This is a genomic window from Pseudomonas sp. AC016, assembly GCF_979253365.1.
In genome coordinates this window covers 3,879,068-3,904,885 of the sequence record NZ_CEEDCC010000001.1, presented here as the reverse complement: position 1 = coordinate 3,904,885, position 25,818 = coordinate 3,879,068, and the positions used below count along the sequence as shown (strand labels likewise).

Genomic DNA, 25,818 nt, shown 5'->3' with positions numbered 1-25,818 from the left:
CCTCATCATTGTGTTGACTGGCGCAGCAGCAAGTTGCCGCCGCGCTGTGTGAATTCGAGTTGTTTCATTGCGCTCATGCCCAGCAGCACCTGATCACCTTCCAGACCCGGCGCAACAAGGGCGCGCACGTTGGTCAGGACAATGTCGCCCAGTTGCAGCCGGTCGAGCGAGGTCCGGAAACCCTGACTGTTGCCGTTGGCCGTACTGACCGTCACCGGCATGCCGCGTTTCAGGCCCAGGCTGTCGGCCATATCACCGGGGATGGCGACGTCCGTCGCCCCGGTGTCGATCATGAACTCTACCGTCCGGCCATTGATCTGGCCGGTACTGACGAAATGCCCCTGACGATTGCCTGCCAGCTGCACTTCGATATAACCGTCACCATGCTGCGAGGCGACCACGGTATTGGGGTTCTGCTGTTTTTCTTCCCAGTCACCGAAAAAGCGCGTGGCCAGAAAGATACCTGCCGCCCAGGCCAGAATCATCAGGACCTTGCCTGCGCGCCTGCCGGGAACCGCCTGGCTCATTGACCTTCACTCCAGCCCGCCGCAGGCGCAGCGAAACGCCACACAATCGGGCGTTCTTCGCCATCGGCGCGGGCACCGGAATTATTGTCGATGCCAATCCAGGCGCCAGTCTCATCCACCACCAGCGCCTCGGTCAGACCATAAGGCTGATCATAGCGACGCGACGGCAGCATGGCTTCCTTGGCAAACGACCAGCAACGCTCGATCTGCCCGGTTTCCAGCTCCCGGCGACAGATGCGATACACCGAACGCTCAAGGGTGAACAGCTTGCCGTTGTACAGCGAGATATCGGAAAAATCCGTCGAGACCTTCTTGCGATTCTGTTCCGGCGGCAGCGTATCTTTCCCCGCTTCGGCCAGCAGCACGCAGCTTTGTCCACAGGTCCACTGATCCTTGTCACGCTGCACCACCAGCAGCCCGCGCTTCTCGCGTTCGGCCGCCAGCCAGATCCGGTCGCCCGCAGCGTTTACCGCAATGCCCTCGAAGATCGCATTGAAGTGCTGCAACATCCCGTTGGCACGCGCCTGTTCAACCAGCGCTGCAGGCAATGGCAGCCAGACCGGTGCACCTTCTACCGGCACTTTCAGCACCGTGCCGTAGGCCTCGCTGACCAAATAACGATTGCCCGCCGCATCGCAGCTGATGCCTTCGAAATCCATGCTGCCACCGCGCACTATCGATGACATATTCGCCAGCGATCGCAGGTTCAACGGCAAATAGCTGTCCGGTTTCGGCATGTCGATGACATGGGGCTCGGCCTTCCAGGTGCGGTCTGACACATCGAGGCTGTAAAGCAGGTTGTCGTCACGGTCGGAGACCGTCCATAACCGGCCATTGCACGAGGCGAGACCCGACAGATTGCCGCCGACCATACCGTCTACCGGATGCTCGGATTGCAGTTTCAGGGCCTCGAGCGGCGCCGCAAAAACCGGCGCGACCACAAGGGACAGGGCAGCGAGCCAGGCTCGTATCAAATCATGACCTCGGCGAGGTTGCCTTTCGATTCGAGCCAGCTTTTGCGATCACCGGCGCGCTTCTTGGCCAGCAGCATGTCCATCATTTCCGAGGTCGCCGCGTAATCATCCAGCGTGAGCTGCACCAGACGCCGTGTGTTCGGGTCCATGGTGGTTTCACGCAACTGCGGCGGGTTCATTTCGCCCAGACCCTTGAATCGGGTGACCTGCGGCTTGCCGCGCTTCTTCTCGGCCACCAGACGATCAAGAATCCCGTCGCGCTCGCTCTCATCCAGCGCGTAGTAGATTTCCTTGCCCAGGTCGATGCGATACAGCGGCGGCATGGCCACGTACACATGGCCTGCGTCGACCAGCGGACGGAAGTGCTGAACGAACAGTGCACACAGAAGCGTTGCAATGTGCAGACCGTCCGAGTCGGCGTCAGCCAGGATGCAGATCTTGCCGTAGCGCAACTGGCTGATATCCGCCGCGCCCGGATCGACACCGATGGCGACCGCGATGTTGTGCACTTCCTGACTGGCAAGCACTTCGCCGCCGTCCACTTCCCAGGTGTTCAGAATCTTGCCGCGCAGGGGCAGAATCGCCTGAAATTCCTTGTCGCGCGCCTGCTTGGCCGAACCGCCTGCAGAGTCACCCTCGACCAGAAACAGCTCGGAGCGCGCCGGATCCTGCCCGGCGCAATCGGCCAGCTTGCCCGGCAATGCCGGACCTTGGGTAATGCGCTTGCGCTCGACCTTCTTGCTGGCCTTCAGGCGGCGACCGGCGTTGTTGATCGCCAGATCGGCCAGTTGCAGGCCCAGCTCGGAGTGGGTGTTGAGCCACAGGCTGAATGCGTCCTTTACCACGCCAGAGACGAACGCCGCCGCTTCACGTGAGGACAGACGCTCTTTGGTCTGGCCGGAGAACTGCGGTTCCTGCATCTTCATCGACAGCACGAACGCGATGCGCTCCCAGACGTCTTCCGGCGCCAGCTTCACGCCACGCGGCAGCAGGTTGCGGAATTCGCAGAACTCGCGCATCGCATCCAGCAGCCCCTGGCGCAGACCGTTGACGTGAGTGCCGCCCTGCGCGGTCGGGATCAGGTTGACGTAGCTTTCCTGAACGCTGTCGCCGCCTTCCGGCAGCCAGAGCAGTGCCCAGTCGACCGCCTCCTTGTTGCCCGCAAAGCTGCCGCAAAACGGCTCGTCCGGCAGACGCAGGAACTCGGTGACCGAGTCCTGCAGATAGGAGCGCAGGCCGTCTTCGTAGTGCCACTCGACTTTTTCGCCGGTGGATTTGTCTTCGAAGCTGACCAGCAGGCCCGGGCACAGCACAGCCTTGGCCTTGAGCACATGCTTGAGGCGGCTGACGGAAAACTTCGGGGTGTCGAAATACTTGGGATCGGGCGCGAAATACACGCTGGTGCCGGTGTTGCGCTTGCCAACCGTACCGATGACCGCCAGCTCCGTGGCCTTGAAGCCATCGGCAAAGGTCATTTCGTATTCGTTGCCATCACGCTTGACCCGCACCCGGACCTGAGTGGAAAGCGCGTTGACCACCGAAATCCCCACGCCGTGCAGGCCGCCGGAAAACTGGTAGTTCTTGTTGGAAAACTTGCCGCCCGCGTGGAGCTTGGTGAGGATCAGCTCGACGCCCGACACGCCCTCTTCCGGGTGAATGTCCACCGGCATGCCGCGACCATCGTCGGACACTTCAAGGGAGTTGTCGGCATGCAGAATGACCTGCACCGACTTCGCGTGACCGGCCAGGGCTTCGTCGACACTGTTGTCGATGACTTCCTGCGCCAGGTGATTGGGCCGCGAGGTGTCGGTGTACATGCCCGGACGTTTGCGAACCGGATCGAGGCCCGAGAGGACTTCGATGGCGTCTGCGTTATAAGAGCTAGCGCTGGGATTGGCCATGGGTTCTCGTTATCAATCGTTCATTAAATTTCGGGAGTTGAATGTTCTTTATATGCCTTTGATCGGCAGTCATTTACAGCGCTGACAGATCAATCCCTTGCAACAGGCTCGGGGCAAACCCGGCAAAACTCAGCAGCGCCGGCATTTGCTCGGCAAAACCCTGATAGCTGTGGTCGCCACCGGGCTGGATGCGCAATGCGCAGGCACGGTAGAAAGCCTGGGCGCGGCGGTAATCCAGCGTCTCATCGCCCGTCTGCAGCCAGACCTGAATCTGCTGCGGATCCTGGGGAGCAGGCACTTCCAGCTCCGCCAGCGCGTCGATATGGTCTTGCGTCAGTTGCCACTGCTCACCGGTGTACAGATTCTGCTGCGTGCCAAGAAACCCGTCGAACAGTTGATGCGGATTGACAGCCGGGTTGATCAGCACGGCCTTGAGACCGTGGCGCTGCGCCAAATGAGTCGCATAGTAGCCGCCGAGCGAGCTGCCGACCAGCAAAGGCCGACCCAGCGCAGCAATGGCCGACTCAAGCTGAACCATGGCCTGACGTGGATGATGATGCAGTTCAGGGACTTGAAGCTGTTCGGCAAGACCCAGCGTCGTCATCAACGCGAGCAGCTGGCAGGCCTTTTTCGACAAAGCCGAGCTGTTCAGGCCATGGATGTACAGCAATGAGGGGGTTTCACTGGTCACGCTGCCGCTCCTGGGTGCAAAGCAAAGCCGCGCAGTTTACAGGGACTAACGCGACAAAACCTTACTGGAAATAGTTACGTAAGACGATTCAGTAGCCGGTGCCGCCGTAATCGGCCTCGAACACCATGCCGACCACGCGGGAAACCCCCGTTTCAAGCTGTCCGTCGTCGTGCAAACGCAGCCATCGATAGCCTGGCGCAAGGGTGTCCAGCTTGAAGTCCTCACTGCCCGGCGCGAACTGAATGCAGGTCGAAGGTGAAGCCAGCAACCGCACACCCTGGCGCATCTGGTCGAACTCCTGATGCACATGCCCCCAGAGCACGGCGCGGACCTGCGGAAACCGATCAACAACCGCAAAAAACGCCTCGGCGTTGCGCAAACCAATCGGTGCCATCCATTCACAGCCGATCGCCACCGGATGGTGATGCAGGCAGACCAGATGATGCCGGTCCGGCGCTTCGCTCAGAGACTGCGCCAGCAGCTGCAACTGTGATTCAGCCAGAAAACCAGGCACCGAGCCCGGCACCGCAGAATCCAGCAACGTGACACGCCACTGGCCGATATCCAGCACCGGCTCCAACAACCCGGCCCCCTGCGCCACCTGTTCCATCTGCGGCAACTCATCGTGATTGCCGGCAAACCAGCGCGCAGGCGCTGCGATCTGCCCGCTGAGCCGACGAAACGCCTCATACGACTCCACGCTGCCATCCTGTGAAATATCCCCACTGGCAATCACCGCATCAATATCCGACTGCTCGGCCAGCACCCGTTCGACCACCTTTTCCAGGCTGTCACGGGTATTCATGCCCAGCAACGCGCCGTCCGCCTCGGCAAACAGGTGGCTGTCGGATAGCTGGACCAGCAAAACTGACGATGAAGGGGCTGCGCTCGGCAAGGCCGTCTCCTGGAAAGGATTCAGCGCGATTATGTGACGGCGAGCGATACGGGTAAACCCGGAATGTGGGTGTAGGTCACATTTGCTGGATGTCAGGGGATACGTTGGCCCCTGGCTCTAGCTTTGCGAACTGTCTGTGCAATCAACGCACCCGACACCATACCTGCCAACCCGGCAAAGGACAGATAGCCCAGCGCCTGTTCGTAGGGCATTTCAGGCCAGTAGTGACCGAGGATCAGTAGTGTTAGAACTACGCCAAGGGCTATGCCTGACAAAGCCGCGAGGAAAATGTTGGGTAATATCTGCCGAAATGACAGCAAACCCATTATCAAGCCTGAAACTGCAGCGGCCCCATATTGATTTGGGCTTATGCGCTCGCTCCAAAATAACGAAATGCACGCCACGGCAAGCAGACAGAAGACGACCCAGGTCAGGCACGCCAATGAAACCCGAATGATGATCATCGCCATCTCACCGGACAATTGGAAAGCAGCGCTTCAGAGGATCCACCCGCATTGAAAACGTCCTCGACGTAAGATACGCAGTTATTGGGAATCCCGAACCAATGCCACTGCTTTATGCTCAACTCCTCCAGCTTTCGTTGAGCGGCCTCAGGATTCGTGAGTCTGACGTTTCGACGAAACAGCTCTGTTTTAGATGACTCCGCAAGGTAGCGTCTGTAGCCAGACTCGTCCATGTAATAAGGCCGAGCTACCAATCCTGCAATGTGAAAATAGAATATGCCCGCCCTTAGTAGAGCATGCCCACAGATATTGGGTCCGTCGCCACTGACCACTATGAGCCCTGTGTCATACCAATTAAAGGGCACAACCCTGCAAAAATCCAAATGCGTTCCTAAATAGCTCATCCCTACTTCCCCGCCTGAAAAAACAAGGGGAATTTATTCCACGAAATACTTTACACTCAAGCTGAAAAACCTGACCTTTTCAAAAAACCAGAATTCACCTACACGCACCGAGGAAAACTTCTGACAGAAGAGCCTGATCAAAACTTAAAATCCTTTAAGCTTTTGGTTATTCTTGGCCGCACACAAACAGCAACTACATCGTAATCAGTCAAAACGGCTCAACGTCGAAAATCGACTCAGCAGTTCAGGAGCGTCACTCCATATAATCCACTCATGACTGTCAAAGGCCTCAAGCGCGATAAAACAGTTCTGCGGCGGTTCATCCACCTCAATGGGTTTCCTGATCTTGTCGACAGAATCCACCGCGACGATAAAGCAGTCGAAGACCTGCTCGATATCATTAGCAAAGAGGCGTAGCTCTTCCCAACTGAACACCCATCCTTTTTCGAGGACTCGCAGATGCTCCTCAAAGTCAGGCATAGCCAACCCTGCCGGAGCGATGCCGACACCATAAAACTCAAGCACTGCCCAGATCCATTTGTTTTCGGGTACAAGCGCTGTGACATCCTTGAGATTGGCTATACACCTCAGTCCTGGTGATGCCGATATCTGTAGCGATTTCAAAACAGATTCTTCCTATGCCCAGGTTTACGCCGCCCACTCCTACGAAAAACTAGCGCCTGCATAAAGTCACCCAGACCTCATCCAGATCATCTTCCAGCAAAAGTATGGCTTCTGAGCCGGACTCTGGAAACTGCTGGACAGGCTTATCATTCCAGCACTTACATATTACCGCACCTATTTCAGCCGCATCTTCATAACTGACATCTCCCAACAAACTGGTAATCTCAACCATGTTGACCCAGTAAGAAACATCAAGGGCATCCACGCCACCTTGCGTGAACTCCTGATACTTTAACTCCGTATAATTCTCCCCAACAAAATAACCTCCCCCTTTATAAAACAGCGTGGGATTAAACAAGGCAGCGAAGCTGATGATGAAGTCACTGCATAAACCCTTCTTTTCTCTAACCATATAAAAATAGTCAAACCGTTAAAGACCTTCTTCGTTAACAGCCAGATAATCTGAATAACTATCTTTGGATACGGAGCTACTCATTTCGAACACTCGTGGCTGCCCTCCAAGCAGAGAGCGTATCTCGGGCTTTTCCGCATAAAGCGTACGTGGCGGCTGATTTTCCCAGGTGTACTCGGGTGGCCGTGGCTCCGGCGGGGATTTGGCAGGTCCGTTCGGTCGGCAAACACCCGGCGTCGGCGAATAGTTGCCTCTGGTGTCGTAAACACCCATGGCGGTGAACTCCTTGTATCAATGATCACGCGTCCATGCGCTGGGGCAGTGCCGTTCAGTCGGTCGTGAAACCCTGGCTGAACGTAAGCAGATGAAAAACAGCCGGCGAGTTTAAGCGCTGGCGCGAGGTCGTCCAGCGTCAAAAAGTATCGGGAAATTTCGGGGGCGAAGGCTGAAACGTATTCAGCAAAATGCCGCCCATGAATAGCGGCATCTGTCAGCAGAGCGTGTCAAAACGTATCGAAAGATGAATCAGCGGACCGCTTCGAACTCATGTCCGCAGGCCAGACAGTGGCTCAGCCATTCGCCCAAAAACAGATTGAGCTGGGCCTTTTCGTCCGGCTGGTGCATGTCGGCGTTGGGATACGGATAGATCCCCCGGAAGCGACGGGCGTGTTCGGCGCCGATGACTTCGGCCATGCGTGCGTCGTGGTAGACCTGTACTTCCAGACTGGGTATCGGCAGCCATGGCAGGCTGTGTTCCTGGCGCACCTGCAGGGTGGTGGTGTACGGGCAGTCGAGCAGAACCTCGACTGCCAGCACGCCCAGCATCTGGTCACCCTGGGTCACCGCAACGCGCCGTGAGCGCTGTTCGTTGCGCATGTCCGGCAACAAACGCATCAAGCGCGCGTAGTTGGCCTCGCAGGCAGCCTGCAGCCCGGCAAGGTCAACACGGTAGCGCTCGCGCAGTAGATTCACGACCATAACCCCCTTATTTCAGCGCGGTTCAACGCCAGCCATTGCAAGGCGATGATCGTTGCCGCGTTCATGATTCTTCCATCAGCCACGGCCTGCATCGCATCGTCGAACGACAAGACTGTCACGCGGATGTCTTCGCCTTCGGATTCAAGCCCGTGCAGGCCGCCCGCCCCCTGACTGTCGCACTGCCCCATGAACAGGTGAACGAACTCGTCACTGCCGCCCGGTGAAGGAAAGTATTTGGTGATCGGCCATAGCGCGCCGAACACAAGCCCAGCTTCCTCTTCTGCCTCACGATGAGCAACTTCTTCTGGTTGCTCGTCCTTGTCGATCAGGCCGGCCACCAGTTCGATCAGCCAGGGGTTGCCAGTCTTCTCGACGGCACCTACGCGAAACTGCTCGATCAACACCACTTCGTCACGTTTGGCGTCATAAGGCAGCACGCAGACAGCGTCGTGGCGAACGAACAGCTCGCGACTGATTTCCTGACTGGTACCGCCGTTGAACAGCTCGTGACGCAGGTACAATTTGTCCAGCTTGTAAAAACCTTTGAAGCAGTTTTCCCGCCGGGTAATCTCGAAAGCCGTCGGTACTGATCGGGTGGTCTGAGTCATGGGTTTCTCGCTTGCGGCTATCTTGAACTTCCAACCATCCTAACGCGCATCGACCACCGGATGCAGCCCCCTTAAATAAGCAGGGTAGACGGCCGCTACGTAAAACAATTCTAATCCGCCCAGCGGCGAACCGAACCGGGCCTTTGCAGTCCAACCTGCCTGCATACGCACAACACGACCGCCTTTACTGACTCTGCCAAGGATCAACATGTCGTTACTGAGGATCACTTCACTGGCCTGCCTGGCCTTGTTGCTGGGCGCCTGCCAAAGCCTCTTCACGCCCAACATGCGCGCACCGCTGCAGGTTCAGCGTGATGCTTCCGAGCTGATCAAGCCGGGTTGCACCACTGCCGACTGCCCGCTGGTGAACATCGATACCGTGCATTTTCCTGACGAGCCAAAGCTGGACGCCATCGTCCAGAAGACGCTGCTGCAACTGACTGTCGCTGACAGCAGCACGCCGCCGCCCGCGTCGATCAAGGCTTATCAGGAGCAGTTCCTGAACCGTGCCCAAGGCCGCAACAGCAGCTACCTGCAAGCCAAGGTACGCGAGCAGCATGACGGTATCGTGGTCGTCGAGCTGTCCAGTTACCTGGATAACGGCGGCGCTCATGGCAACCCTGGCCGGGCGTTCATCAACTATTCGCGCCAGCAGCAGAAGGTGCTGACGCTGGCCGACATGGTGATTCCAGGCAAGGAGCAGGAGTTCTGGCAGAAAGCCGAACTGGCTCATCAGGGCTGGCTGGTGTCGAGCAAGATGAACGAAGACGCTGCATTCGTGCAGACCTGGCCGTTCAAGCGCACGCCGCACATTGCCCTGACTTACGGCGCTGTGATCCTCAAGTATCCGGTGGAAACCATCGCGCCCTACTCCATGGGCCACATCGAGCTGAAGATTCCTTACCCTCAGCTCAATGGCATCATCAAGTCGGAACTGTTTCCCGGCCGCGGCTGATCGCACGGCCGATCAACAGTTGCAGCACGCCAGCGACGATGAGCGCTGGCAGTGTTGCGCCGACATCCGGGTACAGGTTGGCCAGCAGGTGGTACGTGCTGATACCGCCCAGCCAGGCCAGCAGACTCATCCAGCGCAAGCCACTCGCCGCGACCTGACTGCCGCGACGACGCAGGATGAAGTGATCCACCAGCACCACGCCGAACAGCGGCGCGAAAACCGAACCGATCAATAACAGAAAATTCTGGTACTGCGCCAACGGTGCGAGACACGCGATCAGCGTGCAGACGATGCCGATGAACAGCGCCAGATGCTCGACCTTGATCCGGGTCAGCAACGCCGTGGAAACTGCCGCCGAGTGAATATCGGCAAAAGCGTTTTCCGACTCGTCCAGCAGAATCAACAGCAACGGAATCCCCAGACCCGCGCTGGCCAGTGCCAGCAGCAGCGCATTCGTTTCGCCGCTCGGCGCGAACGCCAGGGTGTAGGCGACGCCGAGCCCCATCAGCCAGAAGTTGCCGATAAAGAAGCCCACAGCGGTGCCACCGAACACGTTGCGTGCGCGCTGGCCGAATCGGGAGTAGTCGGCGATCAGTGGCAGCCAGGAAAGCGGCATGGCGATAGCGATGTCGAAACCCACGGCAAATGGCATCGACCCGTCACCCGTGCGCGCCCAGAGCGCGGCGAGGTCAGCCTTGGTCAACAGGTTCCAGGTCAGCCACAGGCAGGCCGCAAGTAACAGCCAGATACCCCAGCGGCGCAGGATCTGACGCACAAAGGTCAACGGCCCGCCGACGGCCAGCAGGGTCGCCAGCGCACCGAAGAACAACGTCCAGATCAGCGGATTGGCCCACAGACTGCCTTCCGCGAAAGCACGTGCGCCCAGCAGGCTGGCGGCATCGCGCATGACGATGATCTCGAACGAGCCCCAGCCGATCAGTTGAAGCAGGTTCAGCACGGCAGGCAACGACGCACCCTTGCTGCCGAGGCTGAGTTTGAGCGCGGCCATGGACGACAGGCCTGTGTCCGTGCCGATCACCGCCACGCTGGCCAGCAGCAGGACGCCGACCAGCGTGCCGAGAAGTATCGCCAGCAACGCGCCGGACATGCCCAGCCCCGGTGCCAGCAAGGCACCGGTCTGCAGCACCATCAGGCCGATGCCCAACGAAAACCACAGGGAAAACAGATCGCGCCCGCCGAATACCCGCTGACTGGCAGCGATGGGTGTGTCGGGGGAATAAGTGCCGGGTGTATTCACGGTTCTGGCTCGTTAGGAAATGAGTGATGTATCGTCTTGTGGATCGGACGCGCAGCGTCCTGGGAGGCATTCCCACGCAGAGCATAGGAACGATCATCATCGTATTGCTCCAGGAGGACTTGTGTATAACGCCGAGCGCAGGAGCGTGGGAACGATCGCCTCAACACTGATCCTGCCCATGCTCCGCGTGGGCGTGCAGCCCGTGACGCTCCGTGTCACATCACGGAGCGCACACAGACAGCAGGCGTGTCAGACCTTTTTATAGAGCTGACTGCCTTCCTGTTTGAAACGCTCGGCCTGATCCGCGAGACCCTGGGCGACGTCTACATCGACGGCCTCGATCCGCTGATTGGCTGCGTACTCGCGCACTTCCTGGGTGATTTTCATCGAGCAGAATTTCGGGCCGCACATGGAGCAGAAGTGCGCGACCTTGGCCGAATCCTTGGGCAGGGTTTCGTCGTGATACGAGCGCGCGGTGTCCGGATCCAGGCCCAGGTTGAACTGGTCTTCCCAGCGGAATTCGAAGCGCGCCTTGCTCAAGGCGTTGTCGCGAATCTGCGCGCCGGGGTGCCCTTTGGCCAGGTCGGCTGCGTGAGCGGCGATCTTGTAGGTGATGATCCCGGTTTTCACGTCATCCTTGTTCGGCAGACCCAAATGCTCTTTCGGCGTGACGTAGCAGAGCATGGCGCAACCGAACCAGCCGATCATCGCAGCGCCGATGCCCGAGGTGATGTGGTCGTAACCCGGCGCGATATCCGTGGTCAGCGGGCCAAGGGTGTAGAACGGTGCTTCGTCACAGCACTCCAGCTGCTTGTCCATGTTCTCCTTGATCAACTGCATCGGCACATGGCCCGGGCCTTCGATCATGGTCTGCACGTCGTGCTTCCAGGCGATCTTGGTCAACTCACCCAGAGTCTCCAGCTCGCCGAACTGGGCCGCGTCGTTGGCGTCGGCAATCGAGCCCGGACGCAGGCCATCGCCCAGCGAGAAGCTGACGTCGTAGGCCTTCATGATTTCGCAGATGTCTTCGAAATGGGTGTAGAGGAAGTTCTCCTTGTGATGCGCCAGGCACCACTTGGCCATGATCGAACCGCCACGACTGACGATGCCGGTCACGCGCTTGGCCGTCAGGGGCACGTAGCGCAGCAGCACACCGGCGTGGATGGTGAAGTAATCGACGCCCTGCTCGGCCTGTTCGATCAGCGTGTCGCGGAACAACTCCCAGGTCAGGTCTTCGGCCGCACCGCCGACCTTTTCCAGCGCCTGATAGATCGGCACCGTGCCGATAGGGACCGGCGAGTTGCGGATGATCCACTCGCGGGTTTCATGAATATGCTTGCCGGTGGACAGGTCCATGACCGTGTCCGAGCCCCAGCGAATGCCCCACGTCAGCTTGGCGACTTCTTCTTCGATGGAAGAACCCAGCGCACTGTTGCCGATGTTGCCGTTGATCTTCACCAGGAAGTTGCGACCGATGATCATCGGCTCCAACTCGACATGGTTGATGTTGGCCGGAATGATTGCGCGACCGCGGGCGATCTCTTCGCGCACGAACTCGGCAGTGATTTCTTTCGGGATGTTCGCGCCGAAGCTGTGCCCGGCGTGCTGCTGAGTCAGCAGGCCAGCGGCCCGGGCTTCCTGAAGCTTCATGTTTTCGCGGATGGCGACGTATTCCATCTCGGCGGTGATGATGCCCTGACGCGCATAGTGCATCTGGCTGACGTTGGCACCCGCCCTGGCCCGGCGCGGGTTGCGCACGTGGGCAAAGCGTAGCGCGGTCAGCTCGGCGTCGCTCAGGCGCTGCTGGCCGAAGTTCGAACTCAGACCCGGCAGACGCTCGGTGTCGTTACGTGAGTCGATCCACGGCGAACGCACATCGGCCAGGCCTTTGCGCACGTCGATGATCACGTTGGGGTCGGTATAGGGACCGGAAGTGTCGTAGACCGTGACCGGGGCGTTGATCTCGCCGCCGAAGTCGGTCGGTGTGATATCCAGAGTGACCTCGCGCATGGGCACGCGAATGTCCGGGCGCGAGCCCTGGACGTAGATCTTCTGTGAACGGGTAAACGGCTGTACCGATCCGGAATCGACCTGCGCCGACTCGCTCAAGTGGGGTGCGTTTTTTGGTTTTATGCTCATCACGGTCTCTCCAGACATCCACTGTGGATTTATTGTCGGAGTAACCTGATCGGGACGGACGGGTGCACTGAAGAAGTGCTGAGTATCGAGAGAGGCGTGCTGTTCATTGATTGAACGATCGACCCCGGACGACACTCAAGAGGACTCGCCGGGTGACGAGAAATCTTGTTCCCTACGCAGGCGCTAACCTGATCAGGTTCAACGGGATCCGGTTTAACCGATCTCAGCCTCACAGCAAGGCACCCCGACAAGAACGACATCAGTCTATGCCGCGTCGAGGCTGTAAAGCCAGCGCAATTGCGTGGGCATCGATAAATGGCTGAAATGGCCGATTGTTGCGTTCTGCGTCTGGCTCTACACTCGCTATCCCGGTTTTTTCCATCGAACCGTGACAATTTTCTTCATGAACAGGGAACGCCTCATGTTGCGCAAACTTTCGTTGGTCGTGGCTGTTTCATTTGCTTCCAACGGACTGAGCTGGGCAGCCGATATGCCGCTGCCGACCAAGACGGGTCTGGTGAACGTCTATGAGCAGGCGGTGGACAACAACGCCGATCTGGCCGCTGCACGCGCCGATTACGCTGCGCGCAAGGAGGCCGTGCCTCAGGCGCGTGCCGGTCTGCTGCCCAATCTTTCCGGCAGCGCTCAGGCCAACAACACCCGCACCAGCATCGATCAGCCCAGCAGGATCGCAACCCGTAGCGGCACGGTCTATCAGGCGACCCTGAGCCAGCCGATCTTTCGGGCCGACCGCTGGTTCCAGCTCCAGGCCGCCGAGGCCGTCAACGAACAGGCCGCACTTGAGCTGTCGGCCACTGAACAGAACCTGATTCTGCAATCGGCACAGAGCTACTTCAGTGTGCTGCGTGCACAGGACAGTCTGGCAGCGACCAAGGCCGAGGAATCGGCATTCAGGCGCCAGCTGGATCAGGCCAGGGAGCGCTTCGATGTAGGTCTGTCGGACAAGACCGACGTGCTGCAGGCGCAGGCCAGCTATGACACCTCGCGCGCCAGCCGCATTCTCGCCCAGCGTCAGGTAGACGATGCGTTTCAGGTGCTGGTAACCCTGACCAATCGCGAATACAACTCCATCGAAGGCATCGTCCACACCCTGCCGGTGCTCGCGCCGACGCCCAACGATGCCAAGGCTTGGGTCGACACCGCAGCCCAGCAGAACCTCAACCTGCTGGCCAGCAACTACGCAGTCAACGCCGCCGAAGAAACCCTGCGTCAACGCAAGGCCGGCCATGCGCCGACTCTGGATGCCGTCGCAACCTATCAACGTGGCGACAACGATGCGCTGGGGTTCAACAACCCCAACTACACCGGGCAGAACTATGGCGGCGATGTCGAACAGCGCACGATTGGCGTTCAGCTGAATATCCCGATCTACAGTGGCGGCCTGGTCAATTCGCAGGTGCGCGAAGCCTATTCAAGGCTGAGTCAGAGTGAACAACGCCGCGAAGGCCTGCGTCGTCAGGTGGTGGAAAACACCCGTAACCTGCACCGTGCGGTGAACACCGACGTGGAGCAGGTTCAGGCGCGCAAGCAGTCGATCATCTCCAACCAGAGCGCACTGGAAGCCACGGAAATCGGTTATCAGGTGGGGACGCGCAACATCGTCGACGTGCTGGATGCTCAGCGTCAGCTGTACGCCTCGGTGCGCGACTACAACAACACGCGCTATGACTACATCCTCGACAACCTGCGCCTGAAACAGGCCGCTGGCACGCTGAATCCGGGCGACCTGCAGGACCTGTCGCGCTATCTGAAATCCGACTACAACCCGGACAAGGACTTCCTGCCACCGGATCTGGCAGCGGCCGCGCGCAAGAACTTCGAAAGACCGGCCCAGCGCTGAGCGCGCCAGCCTGGACGCTGATTGCCCGCCGCTCCGCGTCACACTCATGAGCGGACGCGGAGCGTCCTGAGAGGCGTTACCACGCAGAGCGTGGGAACGATCCTAGGCCTTAAGCACACTGATCGTGCCCATCGCTCTGCGTGGGCTGCAGGCCGTGACGCTCTGCGTCACATTCTCTGCATCAACCGCCCGATTCCATCCAGCAAACGCTGCAGTGCGCCCTGATTGGCCTTCATCACACCCAGACCCGCTTCAGCCATGGTGGCTGCCAGCTTCGGCTGATCGAACAGGCGCTGCACGGCGACCGCCAGTGCGGCTGAATCGCTCACCTCTTCCAGTGCTCCGGCAGTGCGCAGCATGGCGGCGATTTCGAGGAAGTTGAACAGGTGCGGGCCGCTCAGCACCGGCTTGGCCAATGCCGCAGGTTCCAGCAGGTTATGGCCGCCATTGGGCACCAGACTGCCGCCCACGAACGCGTGGTCCGCCAGCGCATACAGAAACAGCAGCTCGCCCATGGTGTCGCCCAAAAGTACCGACACGTCCGGAGTGACAACCTGCGCAGTGGAACGCCGAACGGTCTTGAAACCCTGCTGCTGACACAACCCATGCACGCTGTCGAAACGCTCTGGATGGCGCGGCACCAGAATCAGCAAGGCATCGGGATGGCTCGACAGCAGCGTGCGATGCGCCGCCAGCACGCTTTCGTCCTCGCCCACATGAGTGCTCGCCGCGATCCACACCGGGCGTTGCGTGGCCTGCCACTCTTCCCGCAACCTGGCAGCGCGCTCCAGCAAGGCGGGGTCGATGCTCAGGTCGAACTTGATCGAACCCGTCACCGTCAAGCACTCAGGCCGCGCGCCCAGATCACGGAAACGCTGGGCCTCGACTTCGGTCTGCACGGCGAACCAGGCCATCTCGGCGAGCATCGGTCTTGTCAGTTTCGCAAAACGGCCATAACCCCGCGCCGAACGCTCCGACAGCCGAGCGTTGGCCAACACCACCGCAATGCCGCGCTTGCTGCATTGATGAATATGATTGGGCCACAGCTCGGTTTCCATGATGATGCCCAGCCGCGGTTGCACATGATCGAGAAAACGCCCAGCCGCCCAAGGCAGGTCATAAGGCAGGTAACAATGTTGAATGCGCGGCTCGTTGGCGGACATCGCCTTGATTCGCTCCGAACCTGTGGGCGTCATGCAAGTCACAGTGATCGGCAGTTCGGGATACTGCGCCAGCAAGGCGCGGATCATGGGTGCGGCAGCAATGCTTTCGCCGACCGACACCGCATGCACCCAGAGACCGCCACGCTGCATCGGCGGCAGGCGCATGGCGAAGCGCTCGCCGATGCGCTGGCGATACGCAGGCGCCTTGCGAGCGCGCAACCACAACCGCAGGGCAACCAGCGGCAGGCCCAGATGAAACAGGAAGGTGTAGAGGGTTCTATTCATGGGCGCGGAGTTTATCAGCCCGCCTGCGCAATGCCACAACGACATGAAGACGCAGACACGATGGCGGGTGGCGTGTGAATCATCAGGTCGGTCGCCACCGCCCTTTAGAATGCGCTGTCTCATACAAGGAAAAGATCATGAATCCGTATTACCTGCTGGGCGTCGCAATCTGCGCCGAAGTCATCGCCACCACATCGATGAAAGCGGTGAAAGGCTTCAATACACCGCTGCCCCTGCTGCTGGTCATTGGCGGCTATGCGATTGCGTTCTGGATGCTGATTCTGGTGATGCGCACCATTCCGGTCGGCATCACGTACGCCATCTGGTCGGGCATGGGCATCGTGATGGTGAGCATTGCGGCATTTCTGGTCTACGGTCAGAAACTCGACCTGCCCGCTCTGCTGGGCATGGGAATGATCGTGGCGGGTGTGGTGGTCATTCAGGTGTTCTCGAAAACCGCCGGGCATTGAAAGTCCGTTCCCTTATAATGGCCGCAATCTTTACTCACTGAGGTGCCCATGCCATCTGTTATTTCCACTGACGTCCTGATTGTCGGGGCTGGCGTTGCCGGCCTCTGGCTCAATGCCCGGTTGCGTCGTCAAGGGTTCTCGACAGTGCTGGTAGAAAGCGCAAGCCTGGGTGGCGGACAGAGCCTCAAGTCTCAGGGAATCATCCACGGCGGCGCCAAGTACGCGCTGCACGGCGCCCTGTCGGGAGCCTCGGAAGCCATTGCCGACATGCCGCGTCGCTGGCGTGAAGCCCTCGACGGCAAGGGCGAGCTGGACCTCTCGGGCGTGCGCCTGCTGTCCGACGCCCATTACCTCTGGTCGCCGGGCACGATCGCGGGCAACCTGACCAGCTTCTTCGCCAGCAAGGCCGTGCGTGGGCGCGTGGATCAGGTCAAGGGCGAGCAATTGCCGCCTGCACTTCAACATCCGAAATTCAAGGGCAAGGTCTATCGGCTGGCAGAGCTGGTGGTCGATGTACCGAGCCTGATCAATCGTCTCGCAGAACTGGCGGGCGACTCGCTGCTCGCCGCAAAGCAGATAGAACCGCTGTACGAAGGCGACGAACTGATCGGCCTGCGGGTCGATGGCACGGATATACATGCCCAGCGCATCGTGCTCAGCGCAGGCGGCGGCAATGCCGATCTGCTCAAGGCCGTCGGTATCTCGCAACCCCAGATGCAGCGTCGTCCGCTGCACATGGTGCTGGTCAAAGGGCCGACCCTCAAACCGCTGTATGCCCACTGCCTGGGTGGCGGCACCAAACCGCGCATCACCGTGACCACGCATCCTGCGGCCGACGGCCAGTGGGTCTGGTACCTGGGCGGCGATCTCGCCGAGGCTGATGGCGTGGCGCGCGAGCCCGAGGCGCAGATCGCGGTCGCCCGCAAGGAGCTCGAAGCGCTGCTGCCATGGGTCGACCTGAGCCAGGCGCAGTGGGCGACCTTGCGCGTCGACCGTGCAGAACCTGCACAATCGGGTCTGGTGCGTCCCGACAACGCCTTTCTGGACAGTCAGAAACGCCTGATGGTGGGCTGGCCGACCAAGCTTGCGCTGGCGCCGGACTTCGCCGACCGCGTATTGTCAGTCCTGTCCAGGGAAGGCATCCACCCGACGCCACAACCGGCACTGGCGAACGTGCCGAAGCCACCCATTGCCGTTCCTGTCTGGGATCAACTGCTGCCATGAGTCTGAAAACCCTGCACGACCTGCATCGCCCATTTGGCAGCACCGGCCTGAGCGTCTCGCCGCTGGGTCTGGGCACCGTGAAGCTGGGACGCGATCAGGGCGTGAAATACCCGAGCGGCTTCAAGATCCCGGATGACCAGCAGGCCGCGATGCTGCTCAGGATGGCCCGCGACATGGGCATCAACCTGATCGACACCGCGCCCGCCTATGGCACCAGCGAGGAACGCCTTGGCCCGCTGCTGCGCGGCCAGCGTCAGGACTGGGTCATCGTCAGCAAGGTGGGTGAAGAGTTCGTGAACGGACAGTCGAGCCACGATTTCAGCGCCGAGCACACCCGTCTGTCAGTCGAGCGCAGCTTGAAACGCCTTGAAACCGACTTTCTCGATCTGGTGCTCGTCCACTCGGACGGCAACGATCTGGCGATTCTCAACGAAACGGCGGTGTACGAAACCCTTGCGGCGCTCAAAAGCGAGGGCAAAATCCGAGGCTTCGGCTTTTCCGGCAAAACAGTCGAAGGCGGTCTGCTTGCCCTGCGCGACGGGGACTGCGCGATGGTCACCTATAATCTCAATGAACAGGGTGAGAAACCGGTTCTGGATTACGCGGCCGCCCACGGCAAAGGCATTCTGGTCAAGAAGGCGTTGGCCAGCGGTCATGTGTGCCTGACGCCCGGGATGGACCCGGTCCAGGCCAGCTTCCAGTTACTGTTTGAACATCCGGGCGTCGCCAGTGCTATTGTCGGGACCATCAACCCCATGCACCTGGCACACAACGTTGCCACCGCTGCTGCCATGATTTGCCGTCAAGCCTGATTTGGGCGGCCGACCCCAACGCAAGAAGGAGCCGATATGCCGCGAACATTGATTCGGAAGAATCCCAGCAACTTCAAGACCCTGCCGCTGTTCGTCGAAGCCACTCCTGAAAGCCTGAGTTATCAGAGTGTCGGCATGCCGATGAACTTCACGCAGACCTTGCAGCGACGCCGCAAGGTCGAGGTGCCGGACGCTGAGCGATTCGCCACTGAGTTGGCCAATCTCGGCGTGTCGATTCGTCTGACCATCAGTTGGCAGAACCGGGATTACTGGGTGCTGGTCCGGCAACGCCGTCAGGACCGTGGCGACGTGGTGCTCAAGCTGATTTCAGGCTATGTCCCGGCGCACGAGCTGACGCTGCCGCTGCACACCGCCATTCAGGAAGTCGCTGAAGAGTGCCTGATCGAAACGCCGCAGGGCTGGCTGAGCGGAATGTTCAAGGACACCTGGCTGCCCGCTCCCTACGCAGCGGCGCTGCATTACCGAGAGGCGATGCCCTTCACCCTCAGCCCGCTCTCAGGCGCTGCCAGACCGGTACGGGCTGGCAACCTGACGCTGCTGGAACGCCCACGCGCCTACGTCCACCTGCCCACTGCGTCGCTGCAGTTGATCTATGACATGCGCCTGGAAATCCCCAAGGAAGCCCGCCCGATCAGCCTGTTCCACGTCGATGAGGTGCTGGAAAACGATCAATTGGTCGCCCGCCTCAACCGGAGCAAGCCAGATCTGTACCTGATGCCGCTGGAAAACGGCTCGCCACTGCCGGAGCTTTACACGCTCAAGCGTGACAAGCTGACCCCGGCGGGCACGCGTGGTCTGTACCTGGCAGAGAGCTTTGCGGCACAGGATGGCTGGGTGGTGCGTGAGGAAAGGATTCGCTGGAAAGACTGGCTGCGCCAGCAAGGCATGACACCACCGCCAAAGAAGACGGGGCTGAAGCGTCTGACCAGCAAAGCCAGAGAGCTTCTGGGACTGGCACGCGGCAGCTTGAGCAAATAACCGGTTTGCCCGGAACACTCCGGGCAAACCTGATGCAATCACTGTCCGCGAATTTTCTCGACGATGGCCGTGGTCGAGCTGTTTTCAACCAGCCCCAACACCTTCACTTCGCCGCCGTAGGCCTGCACGATATCGGCACCGACCACCTGATCGATCCCATAGTCGCCGCCCTTGACCAGCACATCGGGCTTGACGTGGGTCAGCAGGTTTTCAGGTGTGCCTTCGGGGAAACTGATCACCCAGTCCACAGCGCCCAGACCGGCCAGAACGGCCATGCGGCGGTCCACGCTGTTGATCGGACGGCCAGGACCTTTGAGACGGCTCACGGAGGCATCGTCGTTGACCGCCACGATCAGACGATCACCTTGCGCGCGCGCCTGCTCCAGGTAGGTCACGTGCCCGGCATGCAGGATGTCGAAGCAGCCGTTGGTGAAAACGATCCTTTCCTTGTGTGCCCGCGCGTCATCGACGGCGAGCAGCAACTGCTCCAGCCCCAGAACGCCGCGCTCCGAGCCCTCTTCGCGCTGAATCGCACGACGCAGTTCAGGCGCGCTGATGGCCGCTGTACCCAGTTTGCCGACCACGATGCCTGCCGCCAGATTGGCCAACGCGACCGCATGTGGCAGTTCCTCGCCAGCCGCAATCGCCGCCGCCAGCGTGGAAATGACCGTATCACCGGCACCGGTGACGTCAAAGACTTCACGGGCACGCGCTGGCAAGTGCAGCGCCTGTTGATCGGGGCGAAGCAAGGTCATGCCGTGCTCGCCACGGGTCACCAGCAACGCGCCCAGATCCAGCTCGCTCATCAACTGCGCGCCCTTGGCAACCAGCTCTGCTTCGTCAACGCAATGGCCGACGATGGCTTCAAATTCGCTGAGATTCGGCGTGATCAGGCTCGCGCCACGGTAGATCGCGAAGTCCTTGCCCTTGGGATCGGCCAGCACCGGAATGCCGCGCTCGCGGGCGGCCCGGATCAATGTCTGATGGTTTTTCAACGCGCCTTTGCCGTAATCCGACAGCACAAGCACTTTGACGCCATCCAGCAGGTTTTCGACTTCTGCGCTCAGGGCCTGTGCATCGGTGGCGAAGGGTTCTTCGAAATCGATACGCAGCAGTTGCTGGTGTCGGCTCATCACCCGCAGTTTGACGATGGTCGGCTGATCGGCAATACGCTGGAAACGGGCCAGAACGCCGGCTGCCTTGAGGCTGTTGCTCAGACTTTCTGCCGCTTCGTCTTCACCGGTCACACCCACCAGCGAGGCGGGCGCACCCAATGCCGCGATGTTCAATGCCACGTTGGCGGCACCGCCGGGACGGTCCTCGATCTGGTCGACCTTGACGACGGGCACTGGCGCTTCGGGGGAAATACGCGACGTACCACCATGCCAGTATCTGTCGAGCATGACATCGCCAACCACCAGGACAGGGGCCTGATCAAAGCGCGGCATGGATAACTTCATCGAACAACCCGTACTAGAAAAATGGACAGGGGCGGAATCTTAGCACAGGGGGTTTGAACAGACAGGCTGTTCATAACCTGATTCCTGACGCAGACAAAAGACGATTCCAACGGGAGAAAAGATGCGTGTAGTGATGCGGTGAAAAGCCGCTGCGCCGTGTTTGAAACACAGCGCAGCCAGGCTTGATCAGATCGCGCCGACAGGCGCTGGCTCATCCAGGCCCATGGCGTGCAGGCGGGCGTAATAGCCGTTCTTTGCCAGCAGTTCGGCGTGGGTGCCGCGCTCGACAATCTGACCGGCATCCATGACCAGAATCAGGTCGGCTTTCTCGATGGTGGAAAGACGGTGCGCGATCACCAGCGTGGTGCGTCCTTTCATGACCTGATCCAGCGCGGCCTGAATGTGACGCTCCGACTCGGTATCCAGCGCAGAGGTCGCTTCGTCGAGGATCAGCAACGGCGCATTCTTGAGCAGCGCACGGGCAATCGCCAGACGCTGGCGTTGACCACCGGACAGCAGCACGCCGTTCTCACCCACCGGGGTGTCGAAACCTTGCGGCAGCTGATCGATGAATTCCTTGGCGTAGGCATCGGCGGCGGCCGCCTCAATGTCGGCACGCGGCGCACCCGCCAGATCACCGTAGGCGATGTTGTTGGCGATGGTGTCGTTGAACAGGGTGACGTTCTGGTTGACCTGCGCGATGTGGGTACGCAGGTTACGCAAGCGATAATCGTTGATCTCGACGTCATCCAGCAGGATCTGACCGAGTTCATGGGTATAGAACCGCGGAATCAGATTGGCCAGAGTCGACTTGCCGCTACCTGAACGTCCTACCAGCGCAATCATCTGCCCTGGCGCTGCCGAGAAGCTGATGTCGTTCAGGACCTGACGTTCGGTCTCGGGATAGAAGAAGCTGAGGTTCTTCACTTCCAGACGACCCGAAACACGCTCGCGCTCGAGGGTGCCGGTGTCGATTTCCTGCTGCACATCCAGTTGTTCGAAGATGCTCTCGGCACCGGCAACACCCTTCTGGATGGTAGAACTGACTTCCGACAGCTGACGAATCGGCTTGGGCAGCAGGCCTGCGGCTGTGATGTATGCCACCAGATCACCCGCCGTCGCATCGCCACGCAGGAACAGCACCAGGAACATCAGCACCGCCATGGCGGTATAGATGACCAGTTGCAGCATCGGCGTATAGATCGCGCCGGTCTTGGTCATGCGCAACTGCTTTTTGGTGTTGCTGTTGCTGGCACGCGCAAAACGATCCTGCTCGTAGGTTTCGCCGCCGAAGCTGCGCACCACGCGATACCCCTGAATGGTTTCGGACGCAACGTGAGTCACGTCGCCCATCGCCACCTGAATCTTCTTGCTCTGCTTGCGGAATTTCTTGCTGGCGGTGCCGACCATGATGGCGATCACCGGCAGGATGGCGAGCATGACCAGCGTCAGCTGCCAGTTCATCCACAGCAGGTAGATGAACAGGAACACCACGGTCAGGCCTTCACGGATCACCACCTTGATGGCATCCGTGGCGGCACCCGTCACCATGGTGACGTTGAAGGTGATGCGTGAAATCAGATGACCCGAATTGGTGGTGTCGAAGTAGCGATTGGGCAGTACCAGCAGCTTGTTGAACAGTTCGACACGCAGGTCATGCACCAGCCCCAGCGATACCTTGGCCAGGAAGTAGTTGCCGAGAAACGAACCCAGCCCCTGCCAGGCGGCGATCAGCACGATCAGCAGCGGCACGGCCTGCAGCAATTGCAGGTCCCTGAGGTAGGGAACATTGGGGAACAGCACCGCTTCCGGATTGCTCAGCCCATCGACGAAATATTTCAGGATGCCCGCCAGCATCGGCTGAGTGGATGCAAAGATCACGAAACCGAGGATGCTGAGCAGGAAAATGCCCACATACGGACGCACATAGGACAACAGGCGGAAGTAGATTTTCACGCTGGAAGTGGCGGACGATTCGGAGGTTGTCATGAGTATCCGTCGTGTTAAAAAGAAGCGGAATTGTATCACAAGCCGTTTTCGCAACAGCCTGCTGCGGTAACATAGGCGGCCCGTACAGCCCTTGGGGCGCAGAATCCGGAGTATCGATGCAAGCGCTCGACCACGCCCACTACCTTGCCCTGGTTCAAGGTGCCGAAGTGCTTGAAGCCGACGGCACGGGCGATAAAGTACTACGCCTGAATGACGGTTCAATGTTGAAACTGTTTCGACGCAAGCGGCTGATCAGTTCCGCCGCTTGGTATCCCTATGCCAAACGCTTTGCCGACAACTGCCTGACTCTGGCCAAACGCGCCATCCCCTGCCCGCATGTTCGCACTGTCTACAGAATCGCCGACATCGCCCGCGACGCGGTGCATTACGATCCGCTGGCCGGTTACACCCTGCGTCAACTGCTGGGCAAGGCTGCCAGCGATGATGACCTGCGCATGCAACTGGGGCGCTTTATCGCCAACCTGCATGAAAAAGGCATCTATTTTCGCTCAGCGCATCTGGGCAACGTGATTCTTACCCCGGAAGGCGCGCTGGGCCTCATCGACATTGCCGACCTGAAAACCTACCGTCGCCCGCTGCGCAAAAACCTGCGACTGCGCAACTTCAAGCACATGTTGCGCTATCTGGAAGACCGGCAATGGCTATTGGGCGACGCCAACCCGGCCTTCCTCAATGGCTACCTGAGCGGCCAGAGCGTCTGCACCGCAGCGGAACTGACCCAGGCCATGAACTGAAAAAATGGCCGCTTGCAGTCGGCCATTTCAGCGCTCGGCACTCAGAGCCTGATCCGATGTTCCTGAACCACCCTTCCCAGCACCATCGCCGCAGGCAGCAGCACCAGCACCCAGAGCTCATCCGGATTGCCGACCAGCTTCGCGCCATCGAAATTGAGCATCACCAGTGCGCACGCCAGATACAGCCCCCACGCGTCGCGCAGGCGCAACGCGTGCCACAGCGTCATCGCCATCACGATCAGGAACAGCACCAGCGACACCGCGCCGGTGTACAACCCCATCGAGACGTAGATGTTATGCGGATGCTGAATCGCCATACCGCCTGTCAGCGTCTTGGTGGTGTAGAAATCCACGCCACAGCCCATCATCCATCCGCAATTACGCCATTCGCCGGTCATGATTTCGAACAGCTCGATGCGGTAGGAATCGCCGCGCACCATCAGCAGTTTGATCCACTCCTCATCCCTGACCACCCAGAACAAAGCCGCGCAGATGAGTGCCAGCACCAGCAAAGTGATGAGACTGCGCTTCGGAAAACGATACACCGAATACAGCGTACAAGCCGCAATAAGGAACGCCGCACCCACCAGCGCGGTGCGGGTCTGCACGATGAAAGCAGCCACGACAAGGGTCAGCACAATACCCGCAACGGCTTCGATCCAGCGCTGCTCCTTCAGCCAAACCGGCAACGCCAGGGCCAGGCAGCAGACCAGCCAGGCACTGGCGTAAATCACGTTGGCCATGCGCGCAGGCAATATCTCGACACGTTTGCCGAACGCGAACTGTCCAGTCATCCAGCTGTAAATGCTGGCCACCAGAATATAAGCGCAAATGGCCCAGAAAAAGCTGCGTACGAACCGGCCTTGCTGGAAAAATCGATTGTCCGTCAGACCGGCCACAACAAAGACGAACAGGCTGACGTACGCCACATGTTTATAGAACTGGAAATCCTGTCCGTAAAAGGCAGGCACCAGAAACCAGGCCATGAACACTGCCCAGGCCACACCCAGCGGCTGCGCAAACACGCTGGCGCCACGGTATTTGATCAGGAAAAACAGGCCCGGCAATGCGGTGAGGGCGTAGAACAGATTATTGGTCGTCTTGGCTGAAGAGTTCAAAATGAAACTCAGCAGAAAGACGACCAGCACAGCACCAAAATAGACCTGTGCCTTGCTTGAAGGCACACCGGCACGATCAACTGACATTATTGAGCAACCAACCTGCTACCAGTCCAATGACTACCGCGACAATCAATTTGACGCGATCACGACGTTTGCGACGCTGTTTGTCGAGGCGCTCCTGCGGCACGACCACATGCTCACCAAAGCCGGTGTGCAGTACAGCATCGTTTTCCAGAATCAGAGCGTATCGGTTTTCCGACGCGAACAACTGTGAAAGTTTCTTCTCTCCACCATGGCCCGCATACGGCGCGTGCTGTTTGTAATCGGCCAGACGGCGCAACCCGGGATTGAAGGAAAAACCCTGCCACTCCGGCTTGTGCGAACCCAGTTTGTAGAAGGGAATGCCCTGAACCACTTCGCGCTCGTTCAAATAGACGTACGGGCTGTGGATCTGCAGATCATGATTGAAGCTGCGCAACCACACCTGCAGCGCCTGCGGGTCGTTCTCCAGCAGGATCATCGACTCCTCGATGAAGTGCGGGCGGTAGAAATCCCAGTCATCTTCGCAATGGAACACCCAGGACGTCTCGATCAGCGCATAAGCGGCATCCACCGAGCGCATCTGTCCCAATTTGGGATTGTTGATGAGGAAGCGGGTGCGCGCGCGCCAGTGCTCAGGAATACAGGCCTCGACCTGAACGTCTCCTGAATCTTCAGTGATCAGCACATGGCGGATGGCGGCGGTGTTGTAACGATCAAAGGTTTCCAGGGTGCGCTTCAACAGATCGAATCGCCCGCAACTGGTCACCACCAGCGTGATGTCGCTATTTTCGCTGAATACCATCATCT

24 protein-coding genes and 1 riboswitch are annotated in these 25,818 nt (G+C 59.5%); of the genes, 7 read left to right on the top strand and 17 right to left on the bottom strand.

Annotated elements, in window-relative coordinates; translation table 11 throughout:
• Positions 1-5: 5 nt before the first annotated feature.
• From AC0IXS_RS17560 to AC0IXS_RS17515, 10 genes are all read right to left on the bottom strand, one after another.
• Positions 6-527: a retropepsin-like aspartic protease family protein gene (locus AC0IXS_RS17560; protein WP_449121837.1), complete on the bottom strand. Its 522-nt coding sequence runs from the start codon at positions 525-527 to the stop codon at positions 6-8.
• On the bottom strand, positions 524-1,501 hold the full coding sequence (locus AC0IXS_RS17555; RefSeq protein WP_057410805.1) for an esterase-like activity of phytase family protein: 978 nt from the start codon (positions 1,499-1,501) through the stop codon (positions 524-526). The genes AC0IXS_RS17560 and AC0IXS_RS17555 overlap by 4 nt, the downstream gene beginning before the upstream one ends.
• Entirely contained in the window at positions 1,498-3,402 is a 1,905-nt protein-coding gene (gene parE, locus AC0IXS_RS17550; RefSeq protein WP_004883522.1) for a DNA topoisomerase IV subunit B, read from the bottom strand. Before parE ends, AC0IXS_RS17555 begins: the two co-directional genes overlap by 4 nt.
• 73 nt (positions 3,403-3,475) lie before the next feature.
• Entirely contained in the window at positions 3,476-4,093 is a 618-nt protein-coding gene (locus tag AC0IXS_RS17545; protein WP_122668004.1) for a YqiA/YcfP family alpha/beta fold hydrolase, read from the bottom strand.
• A gap of 88 nt (positions 4,094-4,181) precedes the next feature.
• Positions 4,182-4,988, bottom strand: a complete 807-nt coding sequence (cpdA, locus tag AC0IXS_RS17540) for a 3',5'-cyclic-AMP phosphodiesterase (protein ID WP_449121836.1) — start codon at positions 4,986-4,988, stop codon at positions 4,182-4,184.
• 92 nt (positions 4,989-5,080) lie between these two features.
• Positions 5,081-5,452 carry a hypothetical protein gene (locus AC0IXS_RS17535; protein WP_471825293.1) on the bottom strand — a complete coding sequence of 124 codons (372 nt, stop codon included), beginning with the start codon at positions 5,450-5,452 and terminating at the stop codon, positions 5,081-5,083.
• A gap of 608 nt (positions 5,453-6,060) precedes the next feature.
• Positions 6,061-6,381 (bottom strand): hypothetical protein, encoded by a 321-nt coding sequence (locus AC0IXS_RS17530; protein ID WP_122668006.1) that lies wholly within the window; start codon positions 6,379-6,381, stop codon positions 6,061-6,063.
• Positions 6,382-6,529: 148 nt separating this feature from the next.
• Positions 6,530-6,892 carry a hypothetical protein gene (locus AC0IXS_RS17525; RefSeq protein WP_244651919.1) on the bottom strand — a complete coding sequence of 121 codons (363 nt, stop codon included), beginning with the start codon at positions 6,890-6,892 and terminating at the stop codon, positions 6,530-6,532.
• A 525-nt stretch (positions 6,893-7,417) separates the two neighbouring features.
• Positions 7,418-7,870: a DUF1249 domain-containing protein gene (locus AC0IXS_RS17520; protein ID WP_004883494.1), complete on the bottom strand. Its 453-nt coding sequence runs from the start codon at positions 7,868-7,870 to the stop codon at positions 7,418-7,420.
• On the bottom strand, positions 7,861-8,478 hold the full coding sequence (locus tag AC0IXS_RS17515) for an NUDIX domain-containing protein (RefSeq protein ID WP_471825290.1): 618 nt from the start codon (positions 8,476-8,478) through the stop codon (positions 7,861-7,863). Before AC0IXS_RS17515 ends, AC0IXS_RS17520 begins: the two co-directional genes overlap by 10 nt.
• Positions 8,479-8,686: 208 nt before the next feature.
• On the opposite strand from AC0IXS_RS17515, the gene AC0IXS_RS17510 reads away from it, so the two are divergent.
• Positions 8,687-9,433, top strand: coding sequence for an RsiV family protein (locus AC0IXS_RS17510; RefSeq protein ID WP_004883490.1), 747 nt, complete (start codon positions 8,687-8,689; stop codon positions 9,431-9,433).
• Here AC0IXS_RS17510 and cytX read toward each other — a convergent pair.
• Both cytX and thiC read right to left on the bottom strand, forming a co-directional pair.
• A complete protein-coding gene (gene cytX / locus AC0IXS_RS17505; RefSeq protein ID WP_057408545.1) occupies positions 9,402-10,691 on the bottom strand; it encodes a putative hydroxymethylpyrimidine transporter CytX in 1,290 nt (429 codons plus the stop codon). The genes AC0IXS_RS17510 and cytX overlap by 32 nt on opposite strands.
• Positions 10,692-10,940: 249 nt before the next feature.
• The gene (thiC, locus tag AC0IXS_RS17500; protein ID WP_191953980.1) at positions 10,941-12,830 is read right to left on the bottom strand and encodes a phosphomethylpyrimidine synthase ThiC; all 1,890 of its coding nucleotides are present in this window, start codon (positions 12,828-12,830) and stop codon (positions 10,941-10,943) included.
• Between the two features lie 152 nt (positions 12,831-12,982).
• Positions 12,983-13,087: riboswitch (TPP riboswitch) on the bottom strand.
• A gap of 164 nt (positions 13,088-13,251) precedes the next feature.
• Here thiC and AC0IXS_RS17495 point away from each other — a divergent pair.
• Positions 13,252-14,691 carry a TolC family outer membrane protein gene (locus AC0IXS_RS17495; protein ID WP_471825287.1) on the top strand — a complete coding sequence of 480 codons (1,440 nt, stop codon included), beginning with the start codon at positions 13,252-13,254 and terminating at the stop codon, positions 14,689-14,691.
• Positions 14,692-14,858: 167 nt separating this feature from the next.
• Here AC0IXS_RS17495 and waaA read toward each other — a convergent pair whose 3' ends face one another.
• A complete protein-coding gene (waaA, locus tag AC0IXS_RS17490) occupies positions 14,859-16,139 on the bottom strand; it encodes a lipid IV(A) 3-deoxy-D-manno-octulosonic acid transferase (RefSeq protein WP_471825286.1) in 1,281 nt (426 codons plus the stop codon).
• 137 nt (positions 16,140-16,276) lie between these two features.
• Between waaA and AC0IXS_RS17485 the strand changes: the two genes are divergently transcribed.
• Genes AC0IXS_RS17485 through AC0IXS_RS17470 form a run of 4 tightly spaced genes read left to right on the top strand, consistent with a single transcriptional unit; the run spans position 16,277 to position 19,644 of the window.
• Positions 16,277-16,609, top strand: a complete 333-nt coding sequence (locus AC0IXS_RS17485; RefSeq protein WP_004883465.1) for an SMR family transporter — start codon at positions 16,277-16,279, stop codon at positions 16,607-16,609.
• 48 nt (positions 16,610-16,657) lie between these two features.
• A complete protein-coding gene (locus AC0IXS_RS17480) occupies positions 16,658-17,833 on the top strand; it encodes an NAD(P)/FAD-dependent oxidoreductase (RefSeq protein ID WP_122668009.1) in 1,176 nt (391 codons plus the stop codon).
• The gene (locus tag AC0IXS_RS17475; RefSeq protein ID WP_471825284.1) at positions 17,830-18,645 is read left to right on the top strand and encodes an aldo/keto reductase; all 816 of its coding nucleotides are present in this window, start codon (positions 17,830-17,832) and stop codon (positions 18,643-18,645) included. The genes AC0IXS_RS17480 and AC0IXS_RS17475 overlap by 4 nt, the downstream gene beginning before the upstream one ends.
• 36 nt (positions 18,646-18,681) lie before the next feature.
• Complete coding sequence (locus AC0IXS_RS17470; RefSeq protein WP_025993087.1) at positions 18,682-19,644, top strand: hypothetical protein; 963 nt, start codon at positions 18,682-18,684, stop codon at positions 19,642-19,644.
• Positions 19,645-19,682: 38 nt separating this feature from the next.
• On the opposite strand, the gene hldE is transcribed toward AC0IXS_RS17470, so the two are convergent.
• Together hldE and msbA are read right to left on the bottom strand one after the other, a co-directional pair.
• Positions 19,683-21,104, bottom strand: a complete 1,422-nt coding sequence (gene hldE / locus AC0IXS_RS17465) for a bifunctional D-glycero-beta-D-manno-heptose-7-phosphate kinase/D-glycero-beta-D-manno-heptose 1-phosphate adenylyltransferase HldE (protein WP_069144897.1) — start codon at positions 21,102-21,104, stop codon at positions 19,683-19,685.
• Positions 21,105-21,290: 186 nt separating this feature from the next.
• Entirely contained in the window at positions 21,291-23,093 is a 1,803-nt protein-coding gene (gene msbA / locus AC0IXS_RS17460; RefSeq protein ID WP_471825281.1) for a lipid A export permease/ATP-binding protein MsbA, read from the bottom strand.
• A 116-nt stretch (positions 23,094-23,209) separates the two neighbouring features.
• Here msbA and AC0IXS_RS17455 point away from each other — a divergent pair, with 116 nt between their 5' ends.
• Positions 23,210-23,848: a BUD32 family EKC/KEOPS complex subunit gene (locus tag AC0IXS_RS17455; protein ID WP_057409238.1), complete on the top strand. Its 639-nt coding sequence runs from the start codon at positions 23,210-23,212 to the stop codon at positions 23,846-23,848.
• A 41-nt stretch (positions 23,849-23,889) separates the two neighbouring features.
• Here the strand turns inward: AC0IXS_RS17455 and AC0IXS_RS17450 are convergent, their stop codons facing one another.
• Together AC0IXS_RS17450 and AC0IXS_RS17445 are read right to left on the bottom strand one after the other, a co-directional pair.
• On the bottom strand, positions 23,890-25,053 hold the full coding sequence (locus AC0IXS_RS17450; RefSeq protein ID WP_057409237.1) for an O-antigen ligase family protein: 1,164 nt from the start codon (positions 25,051-25,053) through the stop codon (positions 23,890-23,892).
• A complete protein-coding gene (locus tag AC0IXS_RS17445; RefSeq protein ID WP_057409236.1) occupies positions 25,043-25,816 on the bottom strand; it encodes a hypothetical protein in 774 nt (257 codons plus the stop codon). Before AC0IXS_RS17445 ends, AC0IXS_RS17450 begins: the two co-directional genes overlap by 11 nt.
• Between the last annotated feature and the right edge of the window lie 2 nt (positions 25,817-25,818).